This window comes from Actinomycetota bacterium (genome assembly GCA_030774015.1).
Lineage (GTDB): Bacteria > Actinomycetota > UBA4738 > UBA4738 > JACQTL01 > JALYLZ01.
Genome location: JALYLZ010000043.1, coordinates 24,245 through 49,154 on the forward strand (window position 1 = coordinate 24,245; position 24,910 = coordinate 49,154).

Annotated in this window: 24 protein-coding genes; 7 read left to right on the forward strand and 17 right to left on the reverse strand. The window is 71.3% G+C overall.

The annotated features are described in order from the left end of the window. Positions 1-131: 131 nt before the first annotated feature. The 12 genes from M3Q23_04195 to folP form a co-directional block, all read right to left on the reverse strand. Positions 132-2,618 carry an ATP-dependent Clp protease ATP-binding subunit gene (locus tag M3Q23_04195; GenBank protein MDP9341312.1) on the reverse strand — a complete coding sequence of 829 codons (2,487 nt, stop codon included), beginning with the start codon at positions 2,616-2,618 and terminating at the stop codon, positions 132-134. A 318-nt stretch (positions 2,619-2,936) separates the two neighbouring features. Next, a complete protein-coding gene (gene lysS, locus M3Q23_04200; protein ID MDP9341313.1) occupies positions 2,937-4,454 on the reverse strand; it encodes a lysine--tRNA ligase in 1,518 nt (505 codons plus the stop codon). Between the two features lie 37 nt (positions 4,455-4,491). After that, on the reverse strand, positions 4,492-5,268 hold the full coding sequence (locus M3Q23_04205) for a type III pantothenate kinase (GenBank protein MDP9341314.1): 777 nt from the start codon (positions 5,266-5,268) through the stop codon (positions 4,492-4,494). Continuing rightward, positions 5,269-5,727 carry a hypothetical protein gene (locus M3Q23_04210; GenBank protein ID MDP9341315.1) on the reverse strand — a complete coding sequence of 153 codons (459 nt, stop codon included), beginning with the start codon at positions 5,725-5,727 and terminating at the stop codon, positions 5,269-5,271. Beyond that, the gene (gene panC / locus M3Q23_04215) at positions 5,720-6,511 is read right to left on the reverse strand and encodes a pantoate--beta-alanine ligase (GenBank protein MDP9341316.1); all 792 of its coding nucleotides are present in this window, start codon (positions 6,509-6,511) and stop codon (positions 5,720-5,722) included. Before panC ends, M3Q23_04210 begins: the two co-directional genes overlap by 8 nt. Positions 6,512-6,558: 47 nt before the next feature. Next, entirely contained in the window at positions 6,559-7,422 is an 864-nt protein-coding gene (locus M3Q23_04220) for a DUF2520 domain-containing protein (GenBank protein ID MDP9341317.1), read from the reverse strand. An 81-nt stretch (positions 7,423-7,503) separates the two neighbouring features. Next, the gene (locus tag M3Q23_04225; GenBank protein MDP9341318.1) at positions 7,504-8,565 is read right to left on the reverse strand and encodes a hypothetical protein; all 1,062 of its coding nucleotides are present in this window, start codon (positions 8,563-8,565) and stop codon (positions 7,504-7,506) included. A 320-nt stretch (positions 8,566-8,885) separates the two neighbouring features. Then, a complete protein-coding gene (gene folK, locus M3Q23_04230; GenBank protein MDP9341319.1) occupies positions 8,886-9,407 on the reverse strand; it encodes a 2-amino-4-hydroxy-6-hydroxymethyldihydropteridine diphosphokinase in 522 nt (173 codons plus the stop codon). Then, the gene (locus M3Q23_04235; GenBank protein ID MDP9341320.1) at positions 9,404-9,781 is read right to left on the reverse strand and encodes a dihydroneopterin aldolase; all 378 of its coding nucleotides are present in this window, start codon (positions 9,779-9,781) and stop codon (positions 9,404-9,406) included. Before M3Q23_04235 ends, folK begins: the two co-directional genes overlap by 4 nt. Beyond that, complete coding sequence (locus M3Q23_04240; GenBank protein MDP9341321.1) at positions 9,778-10,236, reverse strand: pyridoxamine 5'-phosphate oxidase family protein; 459 nt, start codon at positions 10,234-10,236, stop codon at positions 9,778-9,780. Before M3Q23_04240 ends, M3Q23_04235 begins: the two co-directional genes overlap by 4 nt. After that, the gene (locus M3Q23_04245) at positions 10,223-11,098 is read right to left on the reverse strand and encodes an alpha/beta hydrolase (protein MDP9341322.1); all 876 of its coding nucleotides are present in this window, start codon (positions 11,096-11,098) and stop codon (positions 10,223-10,225) included. Before M3Q23_04245 ends, M3Q23_04240 begins: the two co-directional genes overlap by 14 nt. Before the next feature lie 11 nt (positions 11,099-11,109). Continuing rightward, positions 11,110-11,958 carry a dihydropteroate synthase gene (folP, locus tag M3Q23_04250; protein MDP9341323.1) on the reverse strand — a complete coding sequence of 283 codons (849 nt, stop codon included), beginning with the start codon at positions 11,956-11,958 and terminating at the stop codon, positions 11,110-11,112. Between the two features lie 75 nt (positions 11,959-12,033). On the opposite strand from folP, the gene M3Q23_04255 reads away from it, so the two are divergent. The 3 genes from M3Q23_04255 to M3Q23_04265 are packed head-to-tail and all read left to right on the forward strand — an operon-like array spanning position 12,034 to position 14,464. After that, the gene (locus M3Q23_04255; GenBank protein ID MDP9341324.1) at positions 12,034-12,552 is read left to right on the forward strand and encodes a SigE family RNA polymerase sigma factor; all 519 of its coding nucleotides are present in this window, start codon (positions 12,034-12,036) and stop codon (positions 12,550-12,552) included. A 5-nt stretch (positions 12,553-12,557) separates the two neighbouring features. Further along, positions 12,558-13,958, forward strand: coding sequence for a hypothetical protein (locus M3Q23_04260; GenBank protein ID MDP9341325.1), 1,401 nt, complete (start codon positions 12,558-12,560; stop codon positions 13,956-13,958). A 20-nt stretch (positions 13,959-13,978) separates the two neighbouring features. Continuing rightward, complete coding sequence (locus M3Q23_04265; protein MDP9341326.1) at positions 13,979-14,464, forward strand: DUF402 domain-containing protein; 486 nt, start codon at positions 13,979-13,981, stop codon at positions 14,462-14,464. A gap of 3 nt (positions 14,465-14,467) precedes the next feature. Here the strand turns inward: M3Q23_04265 and folE are convergent, their stop codons facing one another. After that, positions 14,468-15,037 (reverse strand): GTP cyclohydrolase I FolE, encoded by a 570-nt coding sequence (gene folE / locus M3Q23_04270; GenBank protein MDP9341327.1) that lies wholly within the window; start codon positions 15,035-15,037, stop codon positions 14,468-14,470. Positions 15,038-15,050: 13 nt separating this feature from the next. Next, positions 15,051-15,713 carry an HAD hydrolase-like protein gene (locus M3Q23_04275; GenBank protein MDP9341328.1) on the reverse strand — a complete coding sequence of 221 codons (663 nt, stop codon included), beginning with the start codon at positions 15,711-15,713 and terminating at the stop codon, positions 15,051-15,053. A 100-nt stretch (positions 15,714-15,813) separates the two neighbouring features. Here M3Q23_04275 and M3Q23_04280 point away from each other — a divergent pair, with 100 nt between their 5' ends. Beyond that, a complete protein-coding gene (locus M3Q23_04280) occupies positions 15,814-17,034 on the forward strand; it encodes a hypothetical protein (GenBank protein ID MDP9341329.1) in 1,221 nt (406 codons plus the stop codon). 233 nt (positions 17,035-17,267) lie between these two features. Here the strand turns inward: M3Q23_04280 and M3Q23_04285 are convergent, their stop codons facing one another. The 3 genes from M3Q23_04285 to M3Q23_04295 form a co-directional block, all read right to left on the reverse strand. Next, entirely contained in the window at positions 17,268-17,597 is a 330-nt protein-coding gene (locus M3Q23_04285; protein ID MDP9341330.1) for a nucleotidyltransferase domain-containing protein, read from the reverse strand. A gap of 10 nt (positions 17,598-17,607) precedes the next feature. After that, positions 17,608-19,527: an ATP-dependent zinc metalloprotease FtsH gene (gene ftsH / locus M3Q23_04290; GenBank protein ID MDP9341331.1), complete on the reverse strand. Its 1,920-nt coding sequence runs from the start codon at positions 19,525-19,527 to the stop codon at positions 17,608-17,610. A gap of 136 nt (positions 19,528-19,663) precedes the next feature. Further along, a complete protein-coding gene (locus tag M3Q23_04295) occupies positions 19,664-20,062 on the reverse strand; it encodes a hypothetical protein (GenBank protein ID MDP9341332.1) in 399 nt (132 codons plus the stop codon). A gap of 134 nt (positions 20,063-20,196) precedes the next feature. Here M3Q23_04295 and M3Q23_04300 point away from each other — a divergent pair, with 134 nt between their 5' ends. The 3 genes from M3Q23_04300 to M3Q23_04310 all read left to right on the forward strand — a co-directional run bounded on the left by M3Q23_04300 (position 20,197) and on the right by M3Q23_04310 (position 24,903). Continuing rightward, the gene (locus M3Q23_04300) at positions 20,197-21,579 is read left to right on the forward strand and encodes a serine/threonine-protein kinase (GenBank protein MDP9341333.1); all 1,383 of its coding nucleotides are present in this window, start codon (positions 20,197-20,199) and stop codon (positions 21,577-21,579) included. A gap of 724 nt (positions 21,580-22,303) precedes the next feature. Continuing rightward, positions 22,304-24,301: a hypothetical protein gene (locus M3Q23_04305; GenBank protein MDP9341334.1), complete on the forward strand. Its 1,998-nt coding sequence runs from the start codon at positions 22,304-22,306 to the stop codon at positions 24,299-24,301. Between the two features lie 119 nt (positions 24,302-24,420). Next, entirely contained in the window at positions 24,421-24,903 is a 483-nt protein-coding gene (locus tag M3Q23_04310) for a hypothetical protein (protein MDP9341335.1), read from the forward strand. The last annotated feature ends 7 nt before the right edge of the window (positions 24,904-24,910 follow it).

Genomic DNA, 24,910 nt, shown 5'->3' on the forward strand with positions numbered 1-24,910 from the left:
ATGGCCCCCGCCCCTGGTCCAGGATGCCGAAGAGCTCAGCGACCTTTCGGCCGCTGAGCTCGAGTTCGGCCTTGAAACGAGTCGCGGAGGGGCTCACCCCGCGTCTCGCATCCTGCGCGGGCCAGCGCGGGCTAGCCTTCCTGCGGGCCCTGCCCTGCCAGCTCCACCGGCGGCGTGTCGGGCGTGGGGTCGGCGGACTCGAAGACGACCTCGCCGTCGCGTCCGTCCACGATCACCGTCTGCCCGGCCCGGAACTCCTTCCACAGGAGCTTCTCGGACAGCGGGTCCTCCACCAGCCGCTGGATGGTCCGGCGCAGCGGCCGGGCCCCCAGCGCCGGGTCGTAGCCCTTCTCGGCCAGGAGGTCCTTGGACGACTCGGTGAGCACGATGTCGAGGTCCTTCGCCTTCAGCTGCTCGCGGACCCGCTTCATCATGAGGTCGACGATGTCCTTCACGTTGTCCTGGGTCAGCGAGTGGAACACGATGACCTCGTCGATCCGGTTCAGGAACTCGGGCCGGAAGGAGCGCTTGAGCTCCTCCATGACCCGGTCCTTCATCTTGTCGTAGCCCATCTGGTCGTCGCCGGCGATGGCAAAGCCGATGCCGGGGCCCTTCTGGATGTCCCGGGTCCCCAGGTTCGACGTCATGATGATCACGGTGTTCTTGAAGTCCACGGTGTGGCCCTGCGCGTCGGTCAGCCGCCCGTCCTCCAGGATCTGGAGCAGGGTGTTGAACACGTCCGGGTGGGCCTTCTCGATCTCGTCGAACAGCACCACGCTGAACGGCTTGCGCCGCACCGCTTCCGTGAGCTGGCCGCCCTCCTCGTAGCCGACGTAGCCCGGCGGCGACCCGATCAGCCGCGACACCGTGTGCTTCTCCATGTACTCGGACATGTCGAGCTGGATCAGCATGTCCTCGTCGCCGAACAGGAACTGGGCCAGGGCCTTGGACAGCTCGGTCTTCCCGACGCCGGAGGGCCCAAGGAAGATGAACGAGCCGCTGGGCCGCTTGGGGTCCTTGAGGCCGGCCCGGGTCCGGCGGATCGACTTGGACACGGCCGTGACGGCCTCGCCCTGGTCGACGATGCGCTTGTGGAGCTCGTCCTCCATGCGCAGGAGCTTCTCCGTCTCCTCCTCGGTGAGCTTGAACACGGGGATGCCGGTCCAGACCGACAGGACCTCGGCGATCTCCTCCTCGTCCACTTCGGAGAGCACGTCCATCTCGCCGGACTTCCAGGCCCGCTCGCGTCGCTGCTTCTCCTCGAGGAGCTGGCGCTCGTCGTCGCGCAGGCGCGCGGCCCGCTCGAAGTCCTGCTCGTCGATGGCGGATTCCTTGCGCATCCGGACGTCGGCGACCTTCTCGTCGATCTCGCGGACGTCGGGCGGCGCGGTCATGCGACGGATGCGCATGCGCGAGCCGGCCTCGTCGATGAGGTCGATGGCCTTGTCCGGGAGGAACCGGTCGGAGATGTAGCGGTCGGACAGGTTCGCCGCCGCCACCAGGGCCTCGTCGGTGAACGACACCCGGTGGTGCGCCTCGTACCGGTCCCTCAGGCCCTTCAGGATCTCGATGGTATGGGCCACGGTGGGCTGGTCCACCGAGATGGGCTGGAACCGCCGCTCGAGCGCCGCGTCCTTCTCCAGGTGCTTGCGGTACTCGTCGCGGGTGGTCGCGCCGATGGTCTGGAGCTCGCCCCGGGCCAGCATGGGCTTGAGGATGGAGGCGGCGTCGATGGCCCCCTCGGCCGCGCCCGCACCGACGAGCGTGTGCAGCTCGTCGATGAACAGCACGATGTCGCCGCGGGTGCGGATCTCCTTCAGGACCTTCTTCAGGCGCTCCTCGAAGTCGCCGCGGTACCGGGAGCCGGCCACCAGGGCGCCCAGGTCGAGCGTGTAGATCTGCTTGCCCTTGAGGGTCTCGGGGACGTCGCCCTTCACGATCTTCTGGGCCAGTCCCTCCACGATGGCGGTCTTGCCCACGCCGGGCTCGCCGATCAGGACCGGGTTGTTCTTGGTCCGGCGGGACAGGACCTGCATGACCCGCTCGATCTCCTTCTCGCGCCCGATCACCGGGTCGAGCTTGGACTCCCGGGCCAGCTGGGTGAGGTTGCGCCCGAACTGGTCCAGGACCATGGATCCCTGCGGGGCCTGCTCGGACGAGGTGGTCTCGCCCTTGCCGCCGGCGTAGCCGGACAGCAGCTGGATGACCTGCTGGCGGACCCGGTTGAGGTCGGCGCCGAGCTTCTGGAGCACTTGGGCCGCGACGCCCTCGCCCTCCCGGATCAGCCCGAGCAGGATGTGCTCGGTTCCGATGTAGTTGTGGCCGAGCTGGAGCGCTTCCCGCAGGGAAAGCTCCAGGACCTTCTTGGCCCGCGGGGTGAACGGGATGTGCCCGGTCGGGGCGGCTTGGCCCTGGCCGATGATCTCCTCCACCTGCTGGCGCACGGCCTCGAGGGAGATGCCGAGCGACTCCAGGGCCTTGGCGGCCACGCCCTCACCCTCGTGGATCAGACCGAGCAGGATGTGCTCGGTCCCGATGTAGTTGTGGTTGAGCATCCTCGCCTCTTCCTGGGCGAGGACCACCACGCGCCTGGCGCGATCGGTGAAGCGTTCGAACATATCAACGACCTCCGAGCCGGCCGACCGGCCCGCTGCTCGCTTGCCTCTGGGGATCGATGGACCACGTCCTCCCCCCGAGGCGCGACAGGCGCCCCGCCTGGCGCTGACGCGCGCCGCCGAAGCGCCCTTCGCTGGGAATTATACCCCCGGCTACTGAAAGACCCTGGCTCACATCGTTCGATGCGTCCGTCGTTCTCTCCTTCACCGAGGTTGTTCCCGAGCCCTCACCCTTTGTAACGCTCGGAGGGGCACAAGGGTTCCCTCCCGTCATTCGGACGAATGGGACGCGGGGATGAGTTCCGGGGCGAAATTCCGTCGCTACGACGGCTCCTCGGGCCTGACGTGGGGGAACAGGATGACGTCGCGGATGGAGGCCTGGTCCGTGAGGATCATCAACAGGCGGTCCACGCCGAGGCCGAGACCGCCGGCGGGGGGCATGCCGTACTCCAGGGCGGTCAGGAAGTCCTCGTCCATGGGATGGGTCTCCTCCTCGCCCTCCTGGCGGGCCCGGGCCTGGATCTCGAAGCTCCGGCGCTGCTCGATCGGATCGGTCATCTCGGAGTAGGCGGGGATGATCTCCGTGCCCGTGATGACGAGGTCGGCGTGCTCCGTGAGCTGCGGGTTGTCCCGATGGGGCCGGGCCAGCGGCGACACCTCCCGCGGGAAGTCCATGACGAAGGTGGGCTGCCACAGCGTGCGCTCGACGAGCTTCTCGAACAGCGCCAGCACGAGCTTGCCCGGACCCCAGGGCGGATCGGCGTCGATGCCGTGGCTCCGGGCCAGGTCGGCGAGGACGCCGGGGTCGTCGAGCCTGACGTCCTTCCCCACGGCCTCGGACACCGCCCCCAGCACGGTGACCCGCCGCCACTCGCCGCCCAGGTCCAGCTCCCGCCCGAGGTAGTCGAACCGGAGGGTTCCCCGGACGGCCAGGGCGGCCCGGGTGACGAGGGCCTGCCCCAGCTCCATCATCGTGTGGTAGTCGCCGTAGGCCTGATAGGCCTCCAGCATCGTGAACTCGGGGTTGTGCTCCCGGTCGATGCCCTCGTTGCGGAAGTTCCGCCCGATCTCGTAGACGCGCTCCAGGCCCCCCACCAGCACGCGCTTCAGGTAGAGCTCCAGCGCGATCCGCAGGTACAGGTCCGTGTCCAGGGTCCGGTGGTGGGTGACGAACGGCCGGGCGATGGCGCCGCCCGCGGTGGGATGCAGCACCGGCGTCTCCACCTCCACGAAGCCCCGTTCGTCCAGCTCCTCCCGGAAGGCATGGAGCACCTTGGCCCGCGCGTCGACGACCGTGCGGTACTCAGGGTCGGCGAACAGCTGCACGTACCGCTGCCGGATCTTCAGCTCGGGGTCCTGGATGCCCTTCCACTTCTCGGGCGGAGGACGCAACGACTTCGTCAGCATGACCAGCCGGTCGGCCTTCAGGGACAGCTCGCCCTTCCTGGTCTTCACCACCTCGCCGGTGGCACCCACGATGTCCCCGAGGTTGATCTCGTCGAGGAGGGCCCAGCCCCCCGGGTCGAGGGTGTCCTCCGACAGGAACAGCTGGAGGTCGCCGGAGCGGTCCCGGATCACCACGAAGGCGAGCTTGCCGTGACGGCGCACGAGGACCACCCGGCCCGCCAGCGAGCGCCGTTCGCCGGTCTCGGCGCCGGGCTCGATGTGGCCGTGTTCCGCGATGACGTCGGCGACGTCGGTGTCCTTGTCGAAGCCCAGGGCGAACGGCTCGATGCCGCTCCGGCGCAGGCGCTCCAGCGTCTCCAGGCGAGCGGCCTGGACCTGCTGGAGGCGTCCGGTCGTGGATTCCTCCGGTTCAGGCCCCCTGGGCTCAGGCACCTTCGGATCGTCGCCCGCCCGAGGCTGCTCGGGCGGCTCACGCATCGGATCCGGTGTTCCGGTCGTAGATGATCCGGAGGCCCTCCAGCGTGAGCCACGGCTCGTGCTGGGTCACGGTGGCGCACTCGTCGATCACCACGCGGGCCAGGCCGCCGGTGGCGATGACCTCCCCCTGGCCCACCTCCTTCACGATGCGCTCCACGATGCCGTCGACCAGCGCGGCCATCCCGTAGATCAGCCCGGACTGGAGGCTCTCCACGGTGTTCTTGGCCACCACGGAGCGCGGCGCGACCAGCTCGACGCGGGGCAGCCGGGCGGTTCGGGCGAACAGCGCGTCGGCCGACACCTGGAGACCCGGTGCCAGCACCCCGCCCAGGTACTCGCCCTTCGCCGAGACCACGTCGAAGTTGGTGGCCGTCCCGAAGTCGACCACCACCGCCGGGCCGCCGTACTTGGCGTGGGCGGCCACCGCGTTCGCGATGCGGTCGGCGCCGACCTCCTTGGGGTTGTCGTACAGGATGGGGATGCCGGTCTTCGTCCCCGGCTCCACCACGATGGGCGGGAAGTGGAAGTAGCTGTCCACCATCTCCCGGAGCGCGGCCGTCTGCTGGGGCACGACGCTGGCCATCACCACCGCGGTGATCTGACGGGAGAAGGACAGGCCCTGCTGCTCCAGGAACCCGCCGAACAGCAGGGCCAGCTCGTCGGCGGTGCGCGTCGCGTTGGTGGCCATGCGCCAGTGCCACGTCAGCTCGCGCTCCCGGAACATGCCGATCAGGGTCTCGGTGTTCCCGACGTCCACCGCGAGCAGCATCTAGGGCGTGACCTCCACCTCGAGCTCGAACCGGGGGCCATTCTCGCCCGAAACCGCGGGGCCCGGCCAGAACGAGGAAGCGTACGCCTCCAAAGGATCGCCGTCGGCGGCGACGCGGACGCCCGACGCCACGGCGGAGAGCCGCTCCAGGAAGCGCAGGGCGGTGTCGCGGGCCGCCAGCATCGCGCGGAGCGACCCGCCGACCTCGGCCACGTGCTGGCCCGGCGCGGCCCGGGATCCCTCGGCCACCAGCGGCCGCAGGCGGACGCCGACCCGGGCGAAGGCCTCCTTCGCGACGGTGAGCCCGGCCAGCATGCCGGCGGTCCGGCACACGATCGCCCCTCCCGCCGTGGCCTCCTCGGGAATGTCTCGAGCCTCCGGGGGCTCTCCGGCCGCGAGGTCCTCGGCCAGGGCCCTGGTCACCGTGACCAGCACCTCGACCCGATCCAGCTCAGGCATCGAGCCGGAGGTTGTCGATCAGGCGGGGCGCACCCACCCTGGCCGCGACGAGGGCCCGGGCCGGGCCGGCCAGGCGTTCCACTTCCTCGAACGTGGCCTCGTCCACGACGGCGGCGTAGTCCAGGCCGGCCAGCGGCTCGGCCTCCACGACCTCGGCCATGCGGGCCCGAAGAGCGCCGGCGTCTCGCTCTCCCTCGGCCACCAGGGTCGCGGCCGCCTGGAGCGCCCGGTACAGGCACGTCGCCGAGGTTCGTTCCTCCGGCGAGAGGTACACGTTGCGAGAGGACAGGGCCAGGCCGTCCGGTTCCCGCACGATGGGGCAGCCCTCCACGTCCACCGGGAACGAGAGGTCCCGGACCATCCGGCGGATCACCGCGAGCTGCTGGGCATCCTTCTCGCCGAAGTACGCGGCGCTGGGCCCGACCAGGTGGAACAGCTTGGCCACCACCGTGGCCACGCCCCGGAAGTGCCCCGGCCGCGACGCCCCCTCCAGCCGGTCGCCGAGCGGCCCGGGGTCGACCGTCACGTCGGGCAGGCCGCCCGGGTACATCTCGTCCACCTCGGGAACGAACACCAGGTCCACACCCTGGGCCTCGGCCCCGGCCAGGTCATGGTCCAGGTCGCGCGGGTACGCCGCGAACTCCTCGGACGGGCCGAACTGGAGCGGGTTCACGAAGATGGACACCACCACGAAGCCGCGATCCTCGCGGGCCCGCCGCATCAGCGAGAGATGCCCTTCGTGGAAGTAGCCCATGGTCGGCACGAACCCGACCGGCCTTCGCATGGCGCGGGCCGCGGCCGTGCGGGCCCGCAGCCCTTTCGCGGTCCGGGTCACCTCCACCGGGCCAGAGCCTCCTCCACACGCCTGCGGTCCTCGGGCGGCAGCCGGCCGGCGTGCTCGGCGAGGTCCAGTGCCACCCTGGCCAGCGCCACGTAGGCGGGGATGGCGTCCGGGGCCGCCACCGAGAGGGCCTCCAGGTTTCGCCCGATGGTCCCGGCGTCGCCGCGGACCGCCGGGCCGGTGAGGGCCCGGTCGGCCCCGATGGATTCCACGTTGTCCAGGGTGGCCCGGACCAGCGGGAGGTACAGCGGGGCCGGGTCCTCGATCCCCGCTTCCCGGAACAGCCGCTCCGCCAGGTCCAGCACCGTCACCACGTAGTTGGAGGCGAACACCGCGGCGGCGTGGTACAGCGGCCGGGCCTCCTCGGGGAGCCGGAAGGCGCGCGCCCCTGCGTCGGCGGCCAGGCGCTCGCCCAGCACGTAGCCCGGCTCGTCGGTGGCGGTGACGGCCATGCCGCTTCCCGGAAGGCGCTCGATGGCGGAATCGACGGTGGGGAAGGTCTGGAGTGGGTGCAGCGACATGGTCCGGGCTCCGGCCCCGGCCGCGGCCGCCAGCGCTCCCAGCCCGGTGGCCCCGGACAGGTGGGCCACGACCTGTCCGCGCCGGAACCCGCCCTGGCCGGCGACGTCGGACACCATGCCCGCGATCCGGTCGTCCGGCGTGCCCACGAGGACGAGCTCCGCGCGCGAGGCCGCGTCGAGGGCGGGCAGGACGGGCACACCGGCGAGGTACCGGCCGGCCCGCTCGGCCGTTCCGGAGCGCCCGGAGACGGCCACGATGCGATGCCCGGCTCGGGCCAGGAGCACGGCCAGCGCCGTCCCCACCCGGCCCGACCCGATCACGGCGATGTCCATGCCGGCCGTATCTTCGCGCAGCGGCGACCGAGCTGGTGGGGCGCGTGCCGAATCCGCGCACCAGCGCAGGGGTTCGGGGCCTCAGCTCGCGGACACCAGCCAGGCCAGCGGGCCGGCCGGCTTCGGCATCCCGTTCGGCAGGCGGATCGCCGTCCGCCGGCCGTGGCGCCACACGTACAGGTGGCCCTGGGCGGAGAAGTACACGCTGCCGTCCGGAGCCACGGAGGCGGCCGGGAGGCCCACGCGGCTCCCCGGGAGCACCGGGGCGTCGGGGAGGACCGGTCCGATCCGGGTCGGGACCCGCTCGCCCTCCCCCACCCCCGCCCGGATCGTCCAGACCGACCTGACACCGCCGAGCGTTCCCAGCGCCACCGCGAAGGCGCCGTCCGCAGACCACGCCAGGACCCGCTCGACCTCCAGGTACCGGCTTCCGCTGGCGATGCGAAGGGGGCCGCCCTTCCCCCGCCAGAACAGCGCGGCGCCGGAGGACGGGATCGGCCCCTGCCCGAGGAGCTGGATCTCGGGCACCACGATCATGTCGCCGACCGGGGAGACCGAGAGCATCGCGTAGCCGGGCAACAGCAGATGCAGGCGCTGGTACCCGAGCTGGTACACGGCGGCGGCCTGGGGGGCAGAGAGGGTCAGGTACACGGCCCCGGCCTGGTCCGCTCCGATGGACAGCACCCCCGAGCACTCCGTCGCCCGATACAGGACCCGGACCCCGCCCGTTCGCACGGCGGTCTCGCTGATGGTCGAGAGCGGACATTCCGGGTTCACGGAGCGCCCCCGGACCTCCTGGACCAGGGCCTCGGCGCCCGGGGCCCACGACAGCACGTCGCCCACGCCGAGCAGCACCGGAGGTTCACGAGGGCTCTCGCCCTGGAGCACGTAGGCGTACCCGCCGGCGATGAGGCCGAGCCACCCCGTCCCGGCCCGCGAGGACACCAGGTCCGTGACCGGCCGGATCAGCGGACCGCCGGACACCTTCCCGGTGGCCAGGTCGAGCACGTAGAGGCGCTCGTTCGCGCCGCCGCGATCGTACGCCGCGTACACCAGGGCCCCCGACAGGTGCAGCGCCGCCACCGTCGGCGCACGCCGAGAGGAGTCTCGCCACCACACCAGCGCCGCCAGCAGCACGACCACGAGAGCGACCGCCGCGGTCCGTCGGTGAAGCGCGAGAGACAGTCGACGCGAACGGGGAGGCAAGGGCGCGGGGGTTTGCGGTTCCGGGTCCGGCTCCAGCTCCGGCGCCCAACGGACCGTCGGCGGCAAGGTGGGAGAAGGCCGGGTCAGTGAGGCCGGCGGCGGTTGCGCAGCTGGGGTTGGGTGGGGACTGGCCCGCGGAGCAGCCAACGCCGGCCCCAGCGTGTCGGGAGAGCCCACCCACAATTCCGCCCCGCACCGCGGACACGCCGAACCGGACGGCACACCCTCCCAGTCGCACCGAAAGCAGGCCGCCGCGCTCACGTTCGGGAAGGAGCGACCACCAGGGGCGGAGCGAACACGCGGACCCCACCCAGGGCCAGCGGCCCCAGCCGAAGCGAAGCCACGCGACGCCCGCCGGGCAGCGGCGGGTCGGCGTCCAGCTCGAGCAGCGGGAGCAGCACGAACCCCCGCTCGTGCATCCGCGGATGCGGGACGTCCAGCTCCGGGGACTCCAGGTGAACCTCTTCCCGCCCGTACGTCAGCACGTCGACGTCCACGGTCCTGGGGCCCCAGCGCTCGGCCCGTTCCCGCCCCAGCTCCTGTTCGATGGCCTGGCAGGCCCGCAGGAGCTCGACGGCGCCGAGCTCCGTCGCCACCTCCACCACCGCGTTCAGGTAGTCGGGCTGGGAAGGCCCTCCGACCGGATCGGTCTCGTAGACCCGCGACGACCGGACCACCGTGATCCCCGGCGTCGCCCCCAGCAGGTCGACGGCGCGCCGGAGGTTGGCCAGCCGGTCGCCGAGGTTCGACCCCAGGCCGAGGTAGGCGGTGACACTCATCCCGGCTCGTCCGCCTCGGGCCGCGCTGCCGGGGCCGTCGCCGTGGCCGACACGTCCTCCGCCTCCACCGACGAGGCCGCGCGGGGCTTGTGGATAGTGGCCCGAACCTCCACCACGCGTTCCAGGGCCGCGACCGCGGCGGCCACCCGGGCCGCGAGCGTCTCCAGCAGCACCACCGGCTCGCCCTCGATCACGTCCCTTGCGGTGCGAGCCAGCTCCCGATAGTCGGCCGTTCCGTCCAGGTGATCGCCCTCGACGTCCACGGTGACATCGAGGTCCACCACGAAGTCCTGCGGTCGATCGGGCTCGCCGGGGCTGGCCCCGTGCCGGCCTCGGGCCCGGATGCCGTCCAGCCGCACGACGACGTGGCTCACGTCGATCTCCTCCTGGCCCGCGCCTGGGGGATCTTCCGGAAGTCCCACGACACGATCCGCTCGGGATCGAGGCGGAAGAACACCCGGTTCCGCCACAGCTCGAACGACGGCCGGTTCCCTCCGAAGTACCTGTCCCCGAACGATTCCCGGACCAGGGGGAGCCGGGGATCGTCCGTGGCCTCCTGGATCGGGCCGGTCAGCACCACGCCCCGCAGGTCGTCGTAGGTCTGGCCGTCGTCCACGGTCGCGGCGGCCCGAGGGTTCGCCTCGAGGTTCCGGACCGACTGGTTCCCGCGGGTCGTGTTCACGAACAGCGCGCCGCCCATCCAGACGAACCACAGCGGCACCACGTGCGGCGTCCCGTCGGTAGCGCTGGTGGCGACCCGGGCAGTCCGCTGCGCGCCCAGGAACGCGTCGACCTCCTGGGGCGAGAGCGCGATGTCAAGCCGGGCCACGGCGATGGAGCTCGAGGGGGACGGGGCCGGCTGCATGCTCGTGCCCGTGCGACAGCCCGAGGTACCGGGCCCGCAGGAACTCCGACATCAGATCGGCCAGGGTCTCGGGTGCGTCCTCCGGAAGGAAATGGGAACAGCCGGGCAGGAGGACCTCCGTGGCGTGCGCCAGCGTGTCCGCCAGCCGGTCGGCCATCTCCACGGGGATGTACGGGTCGTCCTCGCCCCACACCAGAAGCGCAGGAACGTCGAGCCGGGCCAGCTCCGCCTCCCGACCGGCCAGCCCCTGACCGTCGATGGCCCGGGCCGCCCGGAAGAACGCTCGTGCTCCCTCGACGCCGTCGAACGGGGCCACGTACGCCTCACGGACGTCGCCGGGCAGCGCGTCGGGCCTCGCCAGGCCGAGGTCCAACGCGACCCCGAGGACGTCTCGGACGAACTCCGGCGTCTCCTGGTCCGGCGAGGCGTCCTGGATCAGGCGGACGCCCTCGATGGGCCACGTGTCGAACGCGACCGAGTCCACCAGCACCAGGGCGCGCACCCCGCCCTCCAACGCCAGGAGCTGCGCCACGCCGCCGCCGATGTCGTGGCCCGCCACTGCGAACTCCTCGATCCCGTTGCCCTGCAAGAGCTCCCGGACGTACCCGGCCTGGGCCCGGATGTGCAGCGGCGCTTCCGCGGGCTTCTCAGAACGCCCGAACCCCAGGAGGTCCACGGTGATCACCCGCATCCGCGCGGACAGCGCCGGCACGATGGCCCGCCACAGCACCGACGACGTGGGGAACCCGTGCAGCAGCACCACGGGCGGTCCCTCCCGTTCCTCCCGATAGGCGACGTCCCCGCCGGAGGTTCGGAAGGTCTTCACGCTGCCGCCACTCATCCGGACCGCACGATCGCGTCCACCACCCGGACCACTCGCACCATCTCGAGGACGTCGTGCACCCGGACGATGTGGGCCCCGTGGGCGGCCAGCCAGGCCACCGCGCCGGCCGTCCCCTCCAGCCGGTCGTCGACCCCGGTGCCGAGCAGCTTCCCCAGGAACGACTTCCGGGAGGGACCCACCAGCACCGGCCGGCCGAGGTCGGCGAAGGCCTCGATGTGGCGAAGCAGGGCCAGGTTGTGTTCCATGGTCTTGCCGAACCCGATCCCGGGATCCACGCACAGCCGTTCGCGCTCGATCCCCGCGGCCACGGCCGCCTCGACCCGTTCGCCCAGGTAGGCCCTCACCTCGGCGACCACGTCGCCGTAGCTGGGCTCGGCCTGCATGGTCTGGGGCTCGCCCAGCATATGCATGAGGACCAGCCCGGCTCGGGAATCGGCCACGACCTCGAGCATTCGCTGGTCGCGCCCTCCCGAGACGTCGTTCACGATCGCGGCGCCAGCATCCAGCCCGGCCCGGGCCACGTCCGGCTTCTGCGTGTCGATCGACAGCGGCACGTCGAGCTCGGCGGCCAGGCGCTTGATCACCGGCACCACCCGGTCCATCTCGACCTCGGGCGGCACGGGGTCCGAGCCGGGCCGGGTCGACTCGCCCCCCACGTCGATGAGGTCGGCGCCCTCCTCGGCCATCTGGATGCCCCGCCTCACCGCAGCCTCGGGATCCAGGAACAGGCCGCCGTCGGAGAACGAGTCGGGGGTCACGTTCAGCACGCCCATGACGTTGGTGCGGGAGGGCCAGTCGAGCGCCCGCTCCCCGAACCGCCACAGGAGCTCCCCGGTTGTCACGAGGGACAAGCCTAGCCGGGCCCGGCTCGGTGCAACTTCCGGCAGCACGAGGGCGTCTTCATTCCGGCGGTCATCATGATGCGAACCCATGCCCTGGAGCCGGCGGTGACGGACACGGGGCGGCTGGGCGGGCTGTACCGGCAGCACGCGGCCGCCGCGGTGCGGCTGGCCTTCCTGCTGACCGGCGACCGGGCCCTGGCCGAGGACCTGGTGCAGGAGGCGTTCGTCCGGCTTGCCGGGCGGTTCCGCGACCTCCGGAACCCGGACGCGTTCGAGTGGTACCTGCGGCGGACGGTGGTGAACCTGGCCCGTTCCCACTTCCGGCACGCTCGGGTGGAGCGCCGGTACGCGGAGGAACAGCGGGGCGCCGTGGCCGGGGAGGTCGAGGCCCCGACGGACATGGGGGAGCGCGAGGCGTTGTGGCAGGCGCTGCTGGCCCTCCCCGAGCGGCAGCGCACCGCCATCGTGCTGCGGTACTACGAGGACCTGTCGGAGGCCCAGACCGCGGATGCCATGCAGTGCCCGGTGGGGACGGTCAAGTCGCTGGTCTCGCGGGGCATGGACCGGCTCCGGGAGCTGGTGACGAGGGAGTGAACGACATGCAAACCGAACTTCGGGAGCTGCTCCGGGACCGCGCCAACCGGCTGGCGCCACCTCCGGAGCTGTCCGCTCCGGTCCTGCGCCGGGCCCGCCGGCGACGCTGGGCCAGTGGGGTACTCGGTGCCGTGACGGCCGCCGCCGTGGTCGCCGGAAGCGTGGTCGGGGTCCAGGCGCTCCAGAGCCGGCTCGCTCCTGCCCCCGTCGCGACGCCGACCCCAATGCCCACGCCGGAGGGCGTGTTCGGCGGCGTGTGGCCGGAGACCAATGCCATCGCGTTGGAGCAGGAGCAGACCCGGGTCGACCGGGGGGAGGATCCCTGGCGGCTCGATCCGGAGGGGACGGCCGTGGCGTTCACGCGCCTGTACTTCGGCCAGGACGACGTCGGGTCGCACCTCTCGTCGGAGTCGGAGGACGCGGCTATCGTCGACGTGTGGGATCAGGTGTACGGCGACAGCGCGGGCACCGTTACGAGCGTCACGTTGCGCCGGCTGGGGAAGCAGGGCCCGGAAGGGATCTGGACGGTGACGGGGTCCGAGTTCGGCGGGATCTCTCTCTCCGCACCTGTCGGGGATGCTCGTCCCGTTCCCGGGAGTAGCCTGGAGGTGGCGGGCCGTGTCGCCGATGAGGCGCCGGTGGATGTGGTCCACCCACACCTGGTGGTCCCGGGCGGCTCGGCCACCGACCAACGGATGGACCTCGTGGGGGGAACGTTCTCTGGGATGCTCACGCCGGTCCCCGACGGCGGGAACAGCGGCTACATCCTGTCGGTGCCAGCCTTCGACTCGAGCCAGGTGGAGCCCGGCCCGAAGTACGCGGTGGTCGGGGTCACGGTGCTCCGGCTCGCTACGGGGGTCGTCCCGTCCGAATCCACGACGGTGACTCCCTCACCGACGATCGAAAGCGGCGTCTTCGGCACGATGCTCACCACGATTCGGGCGGCCAGCCCGCCGCACTGGACGTTCGACCTCACTCCCGGACGGCTGGACGGCGACTGGACGCTGGACGGCACGGTCGACGACGGTTCCGGCCCCGGGCGCCTGATGATCGACGTCACCGACGCGCCCGGGAAACTGGAGGCCCACCCCTGCTCGGACCCGGAGTTCACCCAGGGCGCCCCGTGCGTCGAAGAGCAGGGTGTCGGCGGCAGCCTGCTGGTCCTGCGGGGCGTGCTCGACCAGAACGGCAACAAGACCATCGAGGTGGTGCTGGTCCGGCCGGACCGCTCGGGCATCGGGGCGGAAGCCGGGAACTGGATCATCTCGGGGACGTCCGGGAACTCCGGAGGAGGCTCCAACGAGCAGGTCACCCGGGCCGACCCGGTGTACTCCGTGGACCAGCTGGGGAACCTCGTGCAGGCCGTGGCCGAGAAGGTCTATCCGTGCATCCAGGCGTGGTGCTGACCCGGAGTAGCCTTCCCCTCGTGGGCAAGGCAAAGGCCGCGAAGGTCCAAGAGGTCAAGCGGCACCTGGACGGGCGCGTCCAGACGTTCGACTGCGAGCCGGTGCACGTCGCCGAGGACCGGGCGGTGGTCCGGTTCCAGCTTCCCACGCGGGTCGGCGACTGGCCCCGCGGCACCATGACGCTGGGGTTCTTCTGGGAGAACCGGAGCTACAACCTGTACCGGTTCCTGTCGCCGGACGGAGACCTGCTGGGCCACCGGCTGGACGTGGTCGCCGAGGTCAGCGTCGAACCGGACCGCATCGAGTACCTGGACCTCATCGTCGACGTGGTGGTCTCGGCCACCGGCGACGTCCACGTGGAGGACGAGGATGAGGCCAAGGAGGCCGCATCGAAGGGGCTCCTTGAGCCCGCCCACCTGGAAGCCATCGAGAGCGCGTTGGGAACGATCCTGCGCGACCCGCGCCGCATCTTCCGCGACGCGGATGCGCTGCTCCCGCAGGAGTAAGCGCTACCGGTCCGGACGGATCAGGGCCATGGCCTCGGAGCGCGTCCGGGCGTCCGAGCGGAACCGGCCCCGCACCGCCGAGGTCACCGTGACGGACCCCGGCTTCTTCACCCCCCGCATGGTCATGCACAGGTGCTCGGCCTCGATCACCACGAACACCCCCTTGGGCTCGAGGGAGCGCTCCAGGGCGTCGGCGATCTCGGTGGTCAGTCGCTCCTGGACCTGCGGCCGGCGGGACAGCAGGTCCACCAGCCGCGCGATCTTCGACAGCCCGGTGATCCGCCCGTCCTCGTTCGGCAGGTAGGCCACGTGGGCCTTTCCGGTGAACGGGACCAGATGGTGCTCGCACATCGAATACAAGGGGATGTCGCGAACCATGATCATCTCGTCGTGCTCCGCGCCCTTGACCACCGTGAGGACGGCGAGCGGATCGCCGTCCATGCCGCCGAAGACCTCACGGTACATGCCGGCGACCCGCCGGGGCGTCTCCACCACGCCCTCGCGATAAGGGTCCTCGCCGATCCCTTCCAGGATCAGCCGCACCCCGCGGCGGATCTTTTCGTCGTCGAACACGGCCGCCCAGACTCTACGCCGGGACCAGGGCGTCCAGGGTGTCGGGGAGCTCGGTGAGGTCCAGCAGCTCGGCGTCCCGCGGCAGGTTGGTGGCCTCCCCCAGCCGGTTGATCCACACCGTCCGCAGGCCCATGTCGGAGGCTGGCACGATGTCGTGGAACAGGCTCCCCCCCACGTGGACGTGGCCGGCCCGGTCCGCGCCCGAGAGCTCGAAGAACCGGTCCCAGTGGCCGTGGGCCGGCTTGTAGGAACCGGCCTCCGCCGCGGTCACGGTGAGGTCGACCGGCACGCCGACGTTCCCCAGCGACGCCGAGAGCAGGTCCGGGTCGGTGTTCGACAGGATGGCCAGCTTCCATCCGCGCGACCGGGCCTCGCTCAACGCGGCGGGGACCTCCGGGAACGCCGGCCAGGCCGAGAGCGACACCCCCAGCGTCGTCTCGTCCTCGACCCGAAGGGGCAGCCCCTCGTGGGCGGCCACCTGCCGGAGGACCTCGCCCAGGACTTCCCGGTACGGGATGTCCCGCCGCTCCTGCACCTTCGGTTCGATCTCGTGGTACAGGTCGAGCAGGCGTTCCGCGTCGGCATCGGGCCACAAGGACAGGAACGCCCCCTGGATCCCCTGCTCCCAGTCGATGAGCGTCCCGTAACAGTCGAACGTCGCCCAGCGATCAACCATGCGAAGCGCAATCCTATCGAGGGAGGGCTTGCCGGGCGTTCCCCGGGTCACTAGGTTGAGGGCGCCGTCTAACCGCCTTCCCCGGAGAGGAGTTGCGGCTGTGGCTGGGAAGGCGCGAAAGAGTCGCGTTCCGCGATCCAGGGCGGCCCGCCCGGACCCCCTGAAGGACCTGGTCGAGACCATCATTGGGGGCTCACCCACCATCCTGGAACTCGACGACCCTACCGACGCCGAGATGTGGGGAAGCGATCTCCTCGGTCTCGTGATGAGCTCTGGTGCGGACTCCGAAGCCGTCGTCCGCCTCTGCGACGAGTTGGTGCGATCCCTGTCCCGGCGGCGGACGCCAGATGCGCTCGCCTTCCTGCGCAGCCTCTCGTCCGTTGCGCCGCCGCCCTCGTGCCATCGGGCCCTCCTTGCCGCATCGACCCTGGCGGAGGCGGGAGTGCCAGACCAGCCCTGGGGGGCAGTGATCGGAAAGGAATCATTCTCTGGTGCGTGGCTGGTCACCCACCCGTACCGCGACCAGGACGCCTTGGTGGCCGCATTTCGGCACGAGGGCTGGCCCGTCGACGGACTCTCGGTCCTCATCGACCACAACCTGGGTGGCATCCTGAAAAGCGCCTTCCCGATCGAGGATCCGGGAGGGGTCGCCGACGGCTGGCGAGCCCAGCCCGACATGACCGTCGAGCCGATCGCCGCAGCCGAGATTCGAGGAAGGATCGAACGCGCGCTGGCCATGACCGACATGACCCTCGACCCGCCGGTTGCCGACGAGTTCTTCGCCACCCACGCCCTGCTCGAGGCCCGCATGCGCGCGCTCCCGAAGGGGTGGGAGGAGGAGCCGCGGCCCGAGTTCGGCCGTGCGGAACGGGACACCCTGGTCGACGACTTCCTTGGATCGCCGTGGAGCGCAGGAGTGCCGAACGCCGAGCAGGCGGGACTCTTCGTGGACTATGCGAGCGACTATGGAGCGGGCGATCCGCTCCGCTGGAACCCCGTCGCGGTGGAGCTCTTCCTGTGCGACTGGTACCCGAGGAAGGTTCTGCGAGCCGAGGACGTGGCCCCGACCATCCCGAGCGCTCTCCGAGCGTGGATCCGCTACACCGGCGAGCGGGTGGGCTTTCCCTCCCACCTCGTGGCGGAGACCCTCGAGGCGGTCGATCGGTTCGAGCCCGAGTTACTGGATGCCACCCAGGACCGGACCCACTTCGGACCGGCCAAGGCGATCATGCTGGCCATGATGGACGAGGGCGTGGACCCGACCGATCCTCGGGCCGTGCAATCCTGGATGGAGTCGTTCAACGCGCGGACGACGGCCTAGCGCCGTGCCGTGCTCGGAGACTAACGCCGGTCCTGATCGTCAGGAATCCAGGACGATGATGGCCAAGGGACTGTCCATTCAGTCGAACTCGCTTGGCGGCCTCCCCGAGTACCGTGAACTGGTACAAGACCGCCGACTGGGTCAGCGGCTCGCTGAAGAAGCGATCCTTCGCGCCGGGCCCGACGAAACCGAGGATCGAGTTCGCCGCCACCAGCATGTCGACGACCCAGGCCTCATCTCGAGAAGTCCGCGGCCTGGAGAATGGCTCGCCGGCGGATCCAGTTCTTGCTTTGCTCGACCCCTCCACGCTCGACCAGGTCCGCGTGGCGACCGAGGATGCCGCTCAGTTCGTCCTCCATGGTGACCAGGTCGAACAGGCTCCAGTGGGCGTCCTCGGCGAAGGACATCAGCACGTCAACGTCGCTATCAGGGCCGAAGTCGTCGCGCGGCACCGAACCGAAGAAGGCGAACTCGGTGATCTTCCAGCGCCGGCAGAAGTCCTCGACTCTCGCCCGGTCCACGGGGAGCCGCGGAGTAGCGACCCGCTCGGCAGGTTGCTCCACGTAGGTGAGACTACCTCAGGCTGGGCGGCTCCAGGCCCTGGTCGCGGGCGACGCTGCGGCGGGCCACGGCGAGGCCGGAGCCGGCTCCCCGCTGGGGGCGCTTCATCAGCCCGTCCAGCAGCTCGATGAGCTCGTCCTTGTCGATGGTCTCCCGCTCGATGAGGACCTCGGCCAGCTTGTCCAGATGCACCCGGTGCTCGGTGAGGATCTCCAGCGACTCGTCGTGGGCCTCGTCGATCAGCTTTCGGATCTCCGTGTCGATCTCGAACGCCACCTGGTCGCTGTAGTCGGGGTGCGACGCGAAGTCCCGTCCCAGGAACACCTCGCCCTGCTTCTGCCCCAGGGTCAGCGGCCCGAGCAGGTCGGACATCCCGAACTCGGTCACCATCTGCCGCGAGATCTTGGTGGCCCGGTCCAGGTCGTTCTGGGCGCCCGTGGTGATGTCGCCGAACACGAGCTCCTCGGCCACCCGGCCCCCCAGGAGCATGGCCAGCTCGTCGATCAGCTCGCCCCGGCTCATCAGGAACTTGTCCTGCATGGGCAGGGTCATGGTGTACCCGAGGGCGCGGCCCCTGGGGATGATCGTGATCTTGTGGACGGGGTCCGCGTTCGGCAGCAGGTAGGCCACCAGCGCGTGGCCGCCCTCGTGGTAGGCGATGACCCGCTTCTCCTTGTCGGAGATGATGCGGCTGCGGCGCTCCGGGCCCGCCACCACCCGGTCGATGGCCTCGTCCAGCTCGGACATGGTGACGGCCCGCTTGTTCCGCCGGGCCGTGAGCAACGCGGCCTCGTTGATCACGTTGGCCAGGTCGGCGCCGGTGAACCCGGGGGTCCGCCGGGCGATCACGTCGAGGTCGACCCCGGCGTCGAGCGGCTTGCCCCGCCCGTGGACCCGCAGGATGCCCTTGCGGCCCTCCAGGTCCGGCCGGTCGATGACCACCTGCCGGTCGAACCGCCCCGGCCGCAGCAACGCGGGGTCCAGGATGTCCGGCCGGTTCGTCGCCGCCATCAGGATCACCGCGGTGCTCTGGTCGAACCCGTCCATCTCCACCAGCAGCTGGTTGAGGGTCTGCTCCCGCTCGTCGTGGCCGCCGCCCAGCCCGGCGCCGCGATGCCGGCCCACGGCGTCGATCTCGTCGATGAACACGATGGCCGGCGCGTTCTGCTTGGCCTGCTCGAACAGGTCGCGGACCCGGGCCGCGCCGACGCCCACGAACATCTCCACGAAGTCGGAGCCGGAGATGGAGTAGAAGGGGACGCCCGCCTCGCCGGCCACCGCGCGGGCCAGCAGCGTCTTTCCGGTGCCGGGCGGGCCGAACAGCAGGACGCCACGGGGGATCTTCGCCCCCATGGCCTGGAACTTGGCCGGGCTCTTCAGGTAGTCCCGGACCTCCTCGAGCTCTTCGATGGCTTCGTCCACCCCCGCCACGTCGGCGAACGAGGTCTTGGGCTGGTCCTTGGTCAGCAGCTTGGCCCGGGACTTCCCGAACGACATGACCCGGTTGCCGCCGCCCTGCATCTGGTTCATGAAGAACAGGAACAGCACGACGATGACGACCACGGGCACCACCGTCTGGAGGAGCACCCCGATGAGGGCGGAGGACTTCTGGGGGTTGACGTCGTAGGCAACGCCGGCGTCGTTCAGGAGCTTGGTGAGGTCGCTGCCGGCGTCGGCCAGGTAGCTCACCTGGTACCGCTGGCCGTCGCTGAGCTCGCCCTCGATGACCTGCTTCTGCTCCAGGAAGGTGGCGGAGCGGACGTCGCCCGCGGTGACCAGCCGCTCGAACCGCGACAGCGGGATCTTCCTGGCCTCGGGCCCCTTGAGGGCGAACGAGACGAACAGCCACAGGGCCGCCAGGATCAGGAGGATGTAGATGAAGGGTCCCCGGAGAAGCTTTCCGAGGATCGAGTCGGGCCGATTGGTCGGGATCTCTCTACTCCTGGGGATGCCGGAACCGGCCGAGGGGCGTCCTCCCCGCCGCGCCTGGCGCCGATGGTAGCACAGGGCTGTGACATCACCAGGGGCGAAATGTCCCGGTTCGCGCGCTCGGGGCGCGGCGCCGGCGTCAGCGAATGCCGGAGTCGAAGGTGACCGTGACCTGCGTGAACCGATGCGGCTTCACGGTGGCGGTGACGGAGCTGCCAATGGGGAAGGGGTTGCCCGGCGTCGGCGAGAGTCCCTGAAGAACGTAGCTTCCCGGGGCCAGCGCCACGGTGAAGCGGCCGTCGTCGCCCGACTGCACGGTCGCCACGACGTCGCCCGACGGGTCCTTCACCTGGATCTTCGCCGCCAGCGGCCTGTCGGGACAGGGGCTGTCCGCGCGTTCCACCGGACAGAGCGGCCCCAGGGTCACCAGCCCGTTGATCCCCGAGTCGCCGCCGGAAGACCCGCCCGGGGTCGAGGCCTGCTTCGCGCATCCCACCAGGGCCACGAGCACGAGGAAGAGGGGCACGATCCGTCTCACGCTCGCTTCGACGCTCCGGCCGGGCGCTCGGTTCCTCGCCCTCATCGCACCATCACCGCCATCGAGCCGAGCATAGCCCCCCGCCGACGGCCCCCTACCGGGACCGGCCGTTCGGGGTGTACAACTCGGCCGGGATGCAGACAGACCTTCGAATCGGGACGGAGATTGCGGGCCACCGCGTCCTCTCGGTCCTGGGACGAGGCCCCCGGAGCGTCGTCTACCTGGCCGCCCAGGGATCCTCCTCCGAGAAGGCCGCACTGAAGGTCCTCGCCCCCGAGGTGGGGTCCGACCGTGCCTTCCGCGAACGATTCGTGCGCGAGTCCCGGGCCGCGGCCGCGCTGGACCACCCCAACGTCATCCCCATCCACGAGGTGGGCGAGGCGGACGGGGTCGTGTACCTCACCATGCGGTACGTGGAGGGTGAGGACCTCGGACGCCTGGTGGACTGGTGGGGCATCGCGCCGGAGCACGCCGTCGCCGTCCTGTCTCAGGTGGCCTCCGCCCTGGACGCCGCGCACGCCGCCGGCCTGGTCCACGGCAACGTCAGGCCAGCGAACATCCTGGTGGCTCGGGCTGAGGGGGCCTCGTGGCACGCGTACCTCACCGACTTCGGCCTCGGCGCGGCGGCCGGGGCGAATCTGCCCGCCGACTACGTGGCTCCGGAGCAGTCCCAGACCGAAGGGGTGGATGGCCGGGCCGACGTGTACGCCCTGGGCCGTGTGGCTCGATTCTGCCTGGAGGTTGGGAGGTCCCCCACCCGGGACTCGCCGGAGATCGACGCCGTCATCGCGAGGGCCACGGCCGAGCGGCCCCAGAACCGGTACGCCACGGCCGGCGAGCTGGTCGGGGCGCTCCGGGAGGCCATCACCGCGCCGGCGGCCCGGTTCCCCGGCGCCGAGCAGCCTCCCGCCGCTCGAGAAAGGAGACCGGTCCAGCCCGGCGCCCTCATCGGGCGGGAGCGTGAGCTGGGAGAGCTGCTGGAGGGGCTGCGGGGAGCCGTGGCCGGCCGGGGCCGGCTGTTCCTCGTGGCGGGGGAGCCGGGGGTCGGCAAGAGCCGCCTGGCGGACGAGCTGGCCTCCAGGGCCCGGGCGCAAGGGGTTCGGGTCCTGTGGGGCCGTTGCTGGGAGGCCGGAGGGGCGCCCGCCTACTGGCCGTGGGTGCAGCTCCTCCGTTCCTGCCTCCGCGGCCAGGATCCCGCCACGGTGCGGGAGCAGATGGGGGAAGGGGCCATGGACGTGGCGCAGATGCTTCCGGAGGTCCGGGCCCTGATCCCCGAGCTTCCGCCGCCCCCATCCGTCGACCCGGAGTCCGCCCGCTTCCGCCTGTTCGACTCCACGGCGGCGTTCCTCCGGAACGCGAGTGGCGAGGGGCCATGGCTCTGGTCATCGAGGACCTCCACGCGGCCGACACCGCATCGCTCCTGCTCCTGCGGTTCCTGGCCGGGCAGGTCTCGGACAGCCACATCCTGGTCCTGGCCACCTACCGGGACGTCGAGCTCACCCCCGACCATCCGCTGACCCCTGCCCTTTCGGAGCTCGCCCGCGAGCCGAACACTCGCCACCTGGTCATCGCGGGACTGGGAGAGGCCGACGTGGCGAAGTTCATCGAGACGGCGGCCCACGTCGCCCCACAGGGACAGCTGGTCTCGATGCTGCATCGGGAGACCAACGGCAACCCGCTGTTCCTGGGCGAGGCCGTCAGGCTCCTGGCCGCGGAGGGACGTCTCGACGAGATGGCCGACCCGGCGTCGCTCCGGATCGCGGTGCCGGCCGGGATTCGAGCCGTGATCGGGCGGCGCGTTGACCATCTCGGCGAGACGTGCCAGCAGGCCCTGACGCTCGGCTCGGTCCTCGGTCCGGAATTCACCTCCGAGGTCCTGCGGCGTCTGGCCGAGCTCTCCGCTGACCAGCTCCTGGACGTGGTCGACGAGGTGGTGCAGGCGGGACTGCTGGTCGAGGTACCCGGGGCCCTCGGCCGCTTCCGGTTCTCGCACGGCCTGGTCCGGGAGACGCTGTACGAGGGCTGTCTCCGGCTCGGCGGGTCCGGCTGCACCGGCGGGCGGGGGAGGTCCTGGAGGAGCTGTACGGATCGGACGCGCAACCGCACCTCGCGGAGCTGGCCCACCACTTCTTCGAGGCCGCCCGAGGAGGGGACGCGGAGAAGGCGGCGGACTACGCCCGCCGAGCCGGCGACCAGGCCGCCGGCGCGCTTGCGTACGAGGAGGCGGCCCATCTGTACCGGATGGCGCTCCAGGCCTTCGACACGCAGGCCTCCCCGGACCAGGCGGCCCGCGGCGAGCTCCTGATCGGCCTGGGGGACGCCCAGGCCCGCATGGGGGAGCTGTGGAGCGCCCGGGAGACGTTCCTGTCGGCCGCCGCCATCGCCCGGCGACTCGGGGCGGCCGACATGCTCGGACGGGCCGTGCTCGGCTACGGCGGCAGGGTCACGTACGCGCGAGTCGGCGACGACCCGCATCTCATCCCGCTGCTCCAGGACGCCCTGGTGCTGCTGGGTGGAAGCGACGACCGGCTGCGGGTCCGCCTGCTGACCCGGCTGGCCTGCGCCCTCCGGAGCTCCCCCGACCGCGAGCACCCCGCCGCGTTGTCCCAGCAAGCCGTGGACGTGGCTCGGCGGCTCGGCGACCCGTTGACGCTCGGCTACGCCTTGCGCGGAAAGTGCTTCGCCACGTGGTGGCCCGAGAACGCGCAGGAGCGTCTCGACATCGCGTCCGAGGTCCTCCGGATCGCGACGGAAGTCGACGACGGGGAGCTGATGGTGGAGGCCCACCTCGCGAGGTACGCGGCCCTGGCCGACCAGGGCGCGATGGGGCAGGCGCGGGCCGAGCTCGCCCCCCTGGTCCGCATCGCCGAGGAGCTCCGCCAGCCCGCGCAGCAGTGGGTCGGCTGGGCCCTCCGGTGCCAGCTCGCCCTGCTCGAGGGGCAGTACGGGCTGGCGGAGGACCTCATCCCACTCGGCCTGGAAGCGGACCAGCCCGCCACGCCCATCCGGGACAACGTGGCCGCGGCGAGGTGTCACCTGTTCATGCTCCGAAGGGAGCAGGGCCGAGTCGGCGAGGTCGAAGACCTAATCCGGTCGTCGATGGTGGAATTCCCCTGGTACCCGCTCAACCGGGCCGCCTTGGCGTGCCTGCTGCTCGACCTGGAGCGGATCGACGAGGCCCGAACCGTTTTCGAGGACCTGGCCCGGAACGACTTCGAGGCCCTCTACCGAGACAACGAGTGGCTCCTCGGGATGAGCCTGGCCAGCGAGGCGTGTTCCCTCCTGGGAGACGCCGCCTCGGCGGCGATCCTCTACGACCAGCTGGTCCCCTTCGCCGGGCGACAGGCGATCGGATTCGGGGAGGGGAGCGTCGGCGCCGTCGACCGCTACCTCGGCCTGCTGGCCACCACCATGGGCCGCCTCGACGACGCCGAGCGCCACCTCGGCGAGGGAATCGAGATGAACGAACGGATGGGCTCCAGGCCCTGGGCTGCGCACACCCGGCACGACCTCGCCAGGATGCTGCTGGCACGTGACGGCCCCGGGGACCGGGACCGGGCCGCTCAGCTGCTCGGCGCCGCGCTGGCCACGGCCCGAGAGCTCGGCATGACGGCACTCGAAGCGAAGGTCGAACCACTGGTCACCCCGACGGCCGACGCCCCGGCCTCGCTCGAGCCGGCCACAGGGCGGTGGGTGTTCCGCCGGGAGGGTGAGTACTGGTCCGTGGCCTTCGAGGGCGACGCGTTCCGTCTGCACGACTCCAAGGGCCTCCGGTACCTGGCCGCGCTGCTGGCGGCTCCGGGTCGGGAGATCCACGCCCTGGACCTGGTGGGGGGCGAGGAGGGCGCCGAGCCGGAGCGCGGCCTGATCGGGGACGCCGGGGAGATCCTGGACCCCCAGGCCAAGGCGGCCTACCGCCGCCGGATGGAGGAGCTCCGGGAGGACCTGGAGGAGGCGGAGGCCTGGAACGACCCGGAACGGGCGGCCCGGGCCCGCCAGGAGATGGAGTTCCTGGCCCGGGAGCTGGCCGGTGCCGTGGGGCTGGGGGGCAGGGACCGCAAGGCCGCCTCGGCCGCGGAGCGGGCCCGAGTGAACGTGACCCGCGCCATCCGGTCGGCCCTCGGCCGCATCGCCGAGCACTCACAGTCCCTGGGCCGGCACCTCGACTCCACCCTCCGGACCGGCACGTTCTGCTCCTACGTCCCCGATTCCCGGCTCCCGCCGGCCTGGCACCTGTAGAGAGAACTTTTTCCGGTCGTTCAGCCCGAGTGAACGGGCGTTCCGTCGTTCCTCACGCCTTCCGGTTGAGGACCAGATCTGGGAGACGGGCTCCCGGACAGGAACGGAAGGAGACGGAGATGAGCGAACGAGTCGGTCGGTCCCTGAAGGGGATCGTCACGGCAGCGTTGTCCCTCCTGATCGTGACCGGCCCCGTCACCGCCGCGCTGGCGGACGGGGGGCCGGGCCGGGTGCTTCCGAAGGGCCAGCAGTCGGCGACCGGACGGCCGGGGTTCGGCGACCTCATCGGGGCGCCGAGCGACCCGGCGGCCTCGGCCGACCGGCCCGGATTCGGCGATCTGATCGGCACAACCAACCACCCTGCGGTCGTGAGTGAGCGCCCCGGGTTCGGGGACCGCATCCAGTCGGCGCGGCCGGGATTCGGCGACCACATCGTGCCCACACCGGTGCACGTGCAGGCTCCGGCGCCCGTCGCCGTGGGAGCCCCGGCTCCCGGCTCGTCGACGAACTGGACCCCACTCGGGCTGCTCCTCGCAGCGGTGGTGCTCGTCGCGGCGGGGGCCACGATGACGCGGCGCTTTCGGAGGACACCCGCGATCTGAGCAAGAC

Coding starts and splice junctions, on each gene's coding strand:
- M3Q23_04195 (MDP9341312.1), bottom strand. CDS start 2,618: ATGTTCGAACGCTTCACCGATCGCGCCAGGCGCGTGGTGGTCCTCGCC.
- M3Q23_04220 (MDP9341317.1), bottom strand. CDS start 7,422: ATGGACATCGCCGTGATCGGGTCGGGCCGGGTGGGGACGGCGCTGGCC.
- M3Q23_04255 (MDP9341324.1), top strand. CDS start 12,034: ATGATGCGAACCCATGCCCTGGAGCCGGCGGTGACGGACACGGGGCGG.
- M3Q23_04275 (MDP9341328.1), bottom strand. CDS start 15,713: ATGGTTGATCGCTGGGCGACGTTCGACTGTTACGGGACGCTCATCGAC.
- M3Q23_04305 (MDP9341334.1), top strand. CDS start 22,304: ATGGCGCTCCAGGCCTTCGACACGCAGGCCTCCCCGGACCAGGCGGCC.
- M3Q23_04310 (MDP9341335.1), top strand. CDS start 24,421: ATGAGCGAACGAGTCGGTCGGTCCCTGAAGGGGATCGTCACGGCAGCG.
- panC (MDP9341316.1), bottom strand. CDS start 6,511: ATGCGAAGGCCGGTCGGGTTCGTGCCGACCATGGGCTACTTCCACGAA.
- folK (MDP9341319.1), bottom strand. CDS start 9,407: ATGAGTGTCACCGCCTACCTCGGCCTGGGGTCGAACCTCGGCGACCGG.
- M3Q23_04210 (MDP9341315.1), bottom strand. CDS start 5,727: ATGCCTGAGCTGGATCGGGTCGAGGTGCTGGTCACGGTGACCAGGGCC.
- M3Q23_04205 (MDP9341314.1), bottom strand. CDS start 5,268: ATGCTGCTCGCGGTGGACGTCGGGAACACCGAGACCCTGATCGGCATG.
- M3Q23_04260 (MDP9341325.1), top strand. CDS start 12,558: ATGCAAACCGAACTTCGGGAGCTGCTCCGGGACCGCGCCAACCGGCTG.
- M3Q23_04300 (MDP9341333.1), top strand. CDS start 20,197: ATGCAGACAGACCTTCGAATCGGGACGGAGATTGCGGGCCACCGCGTC.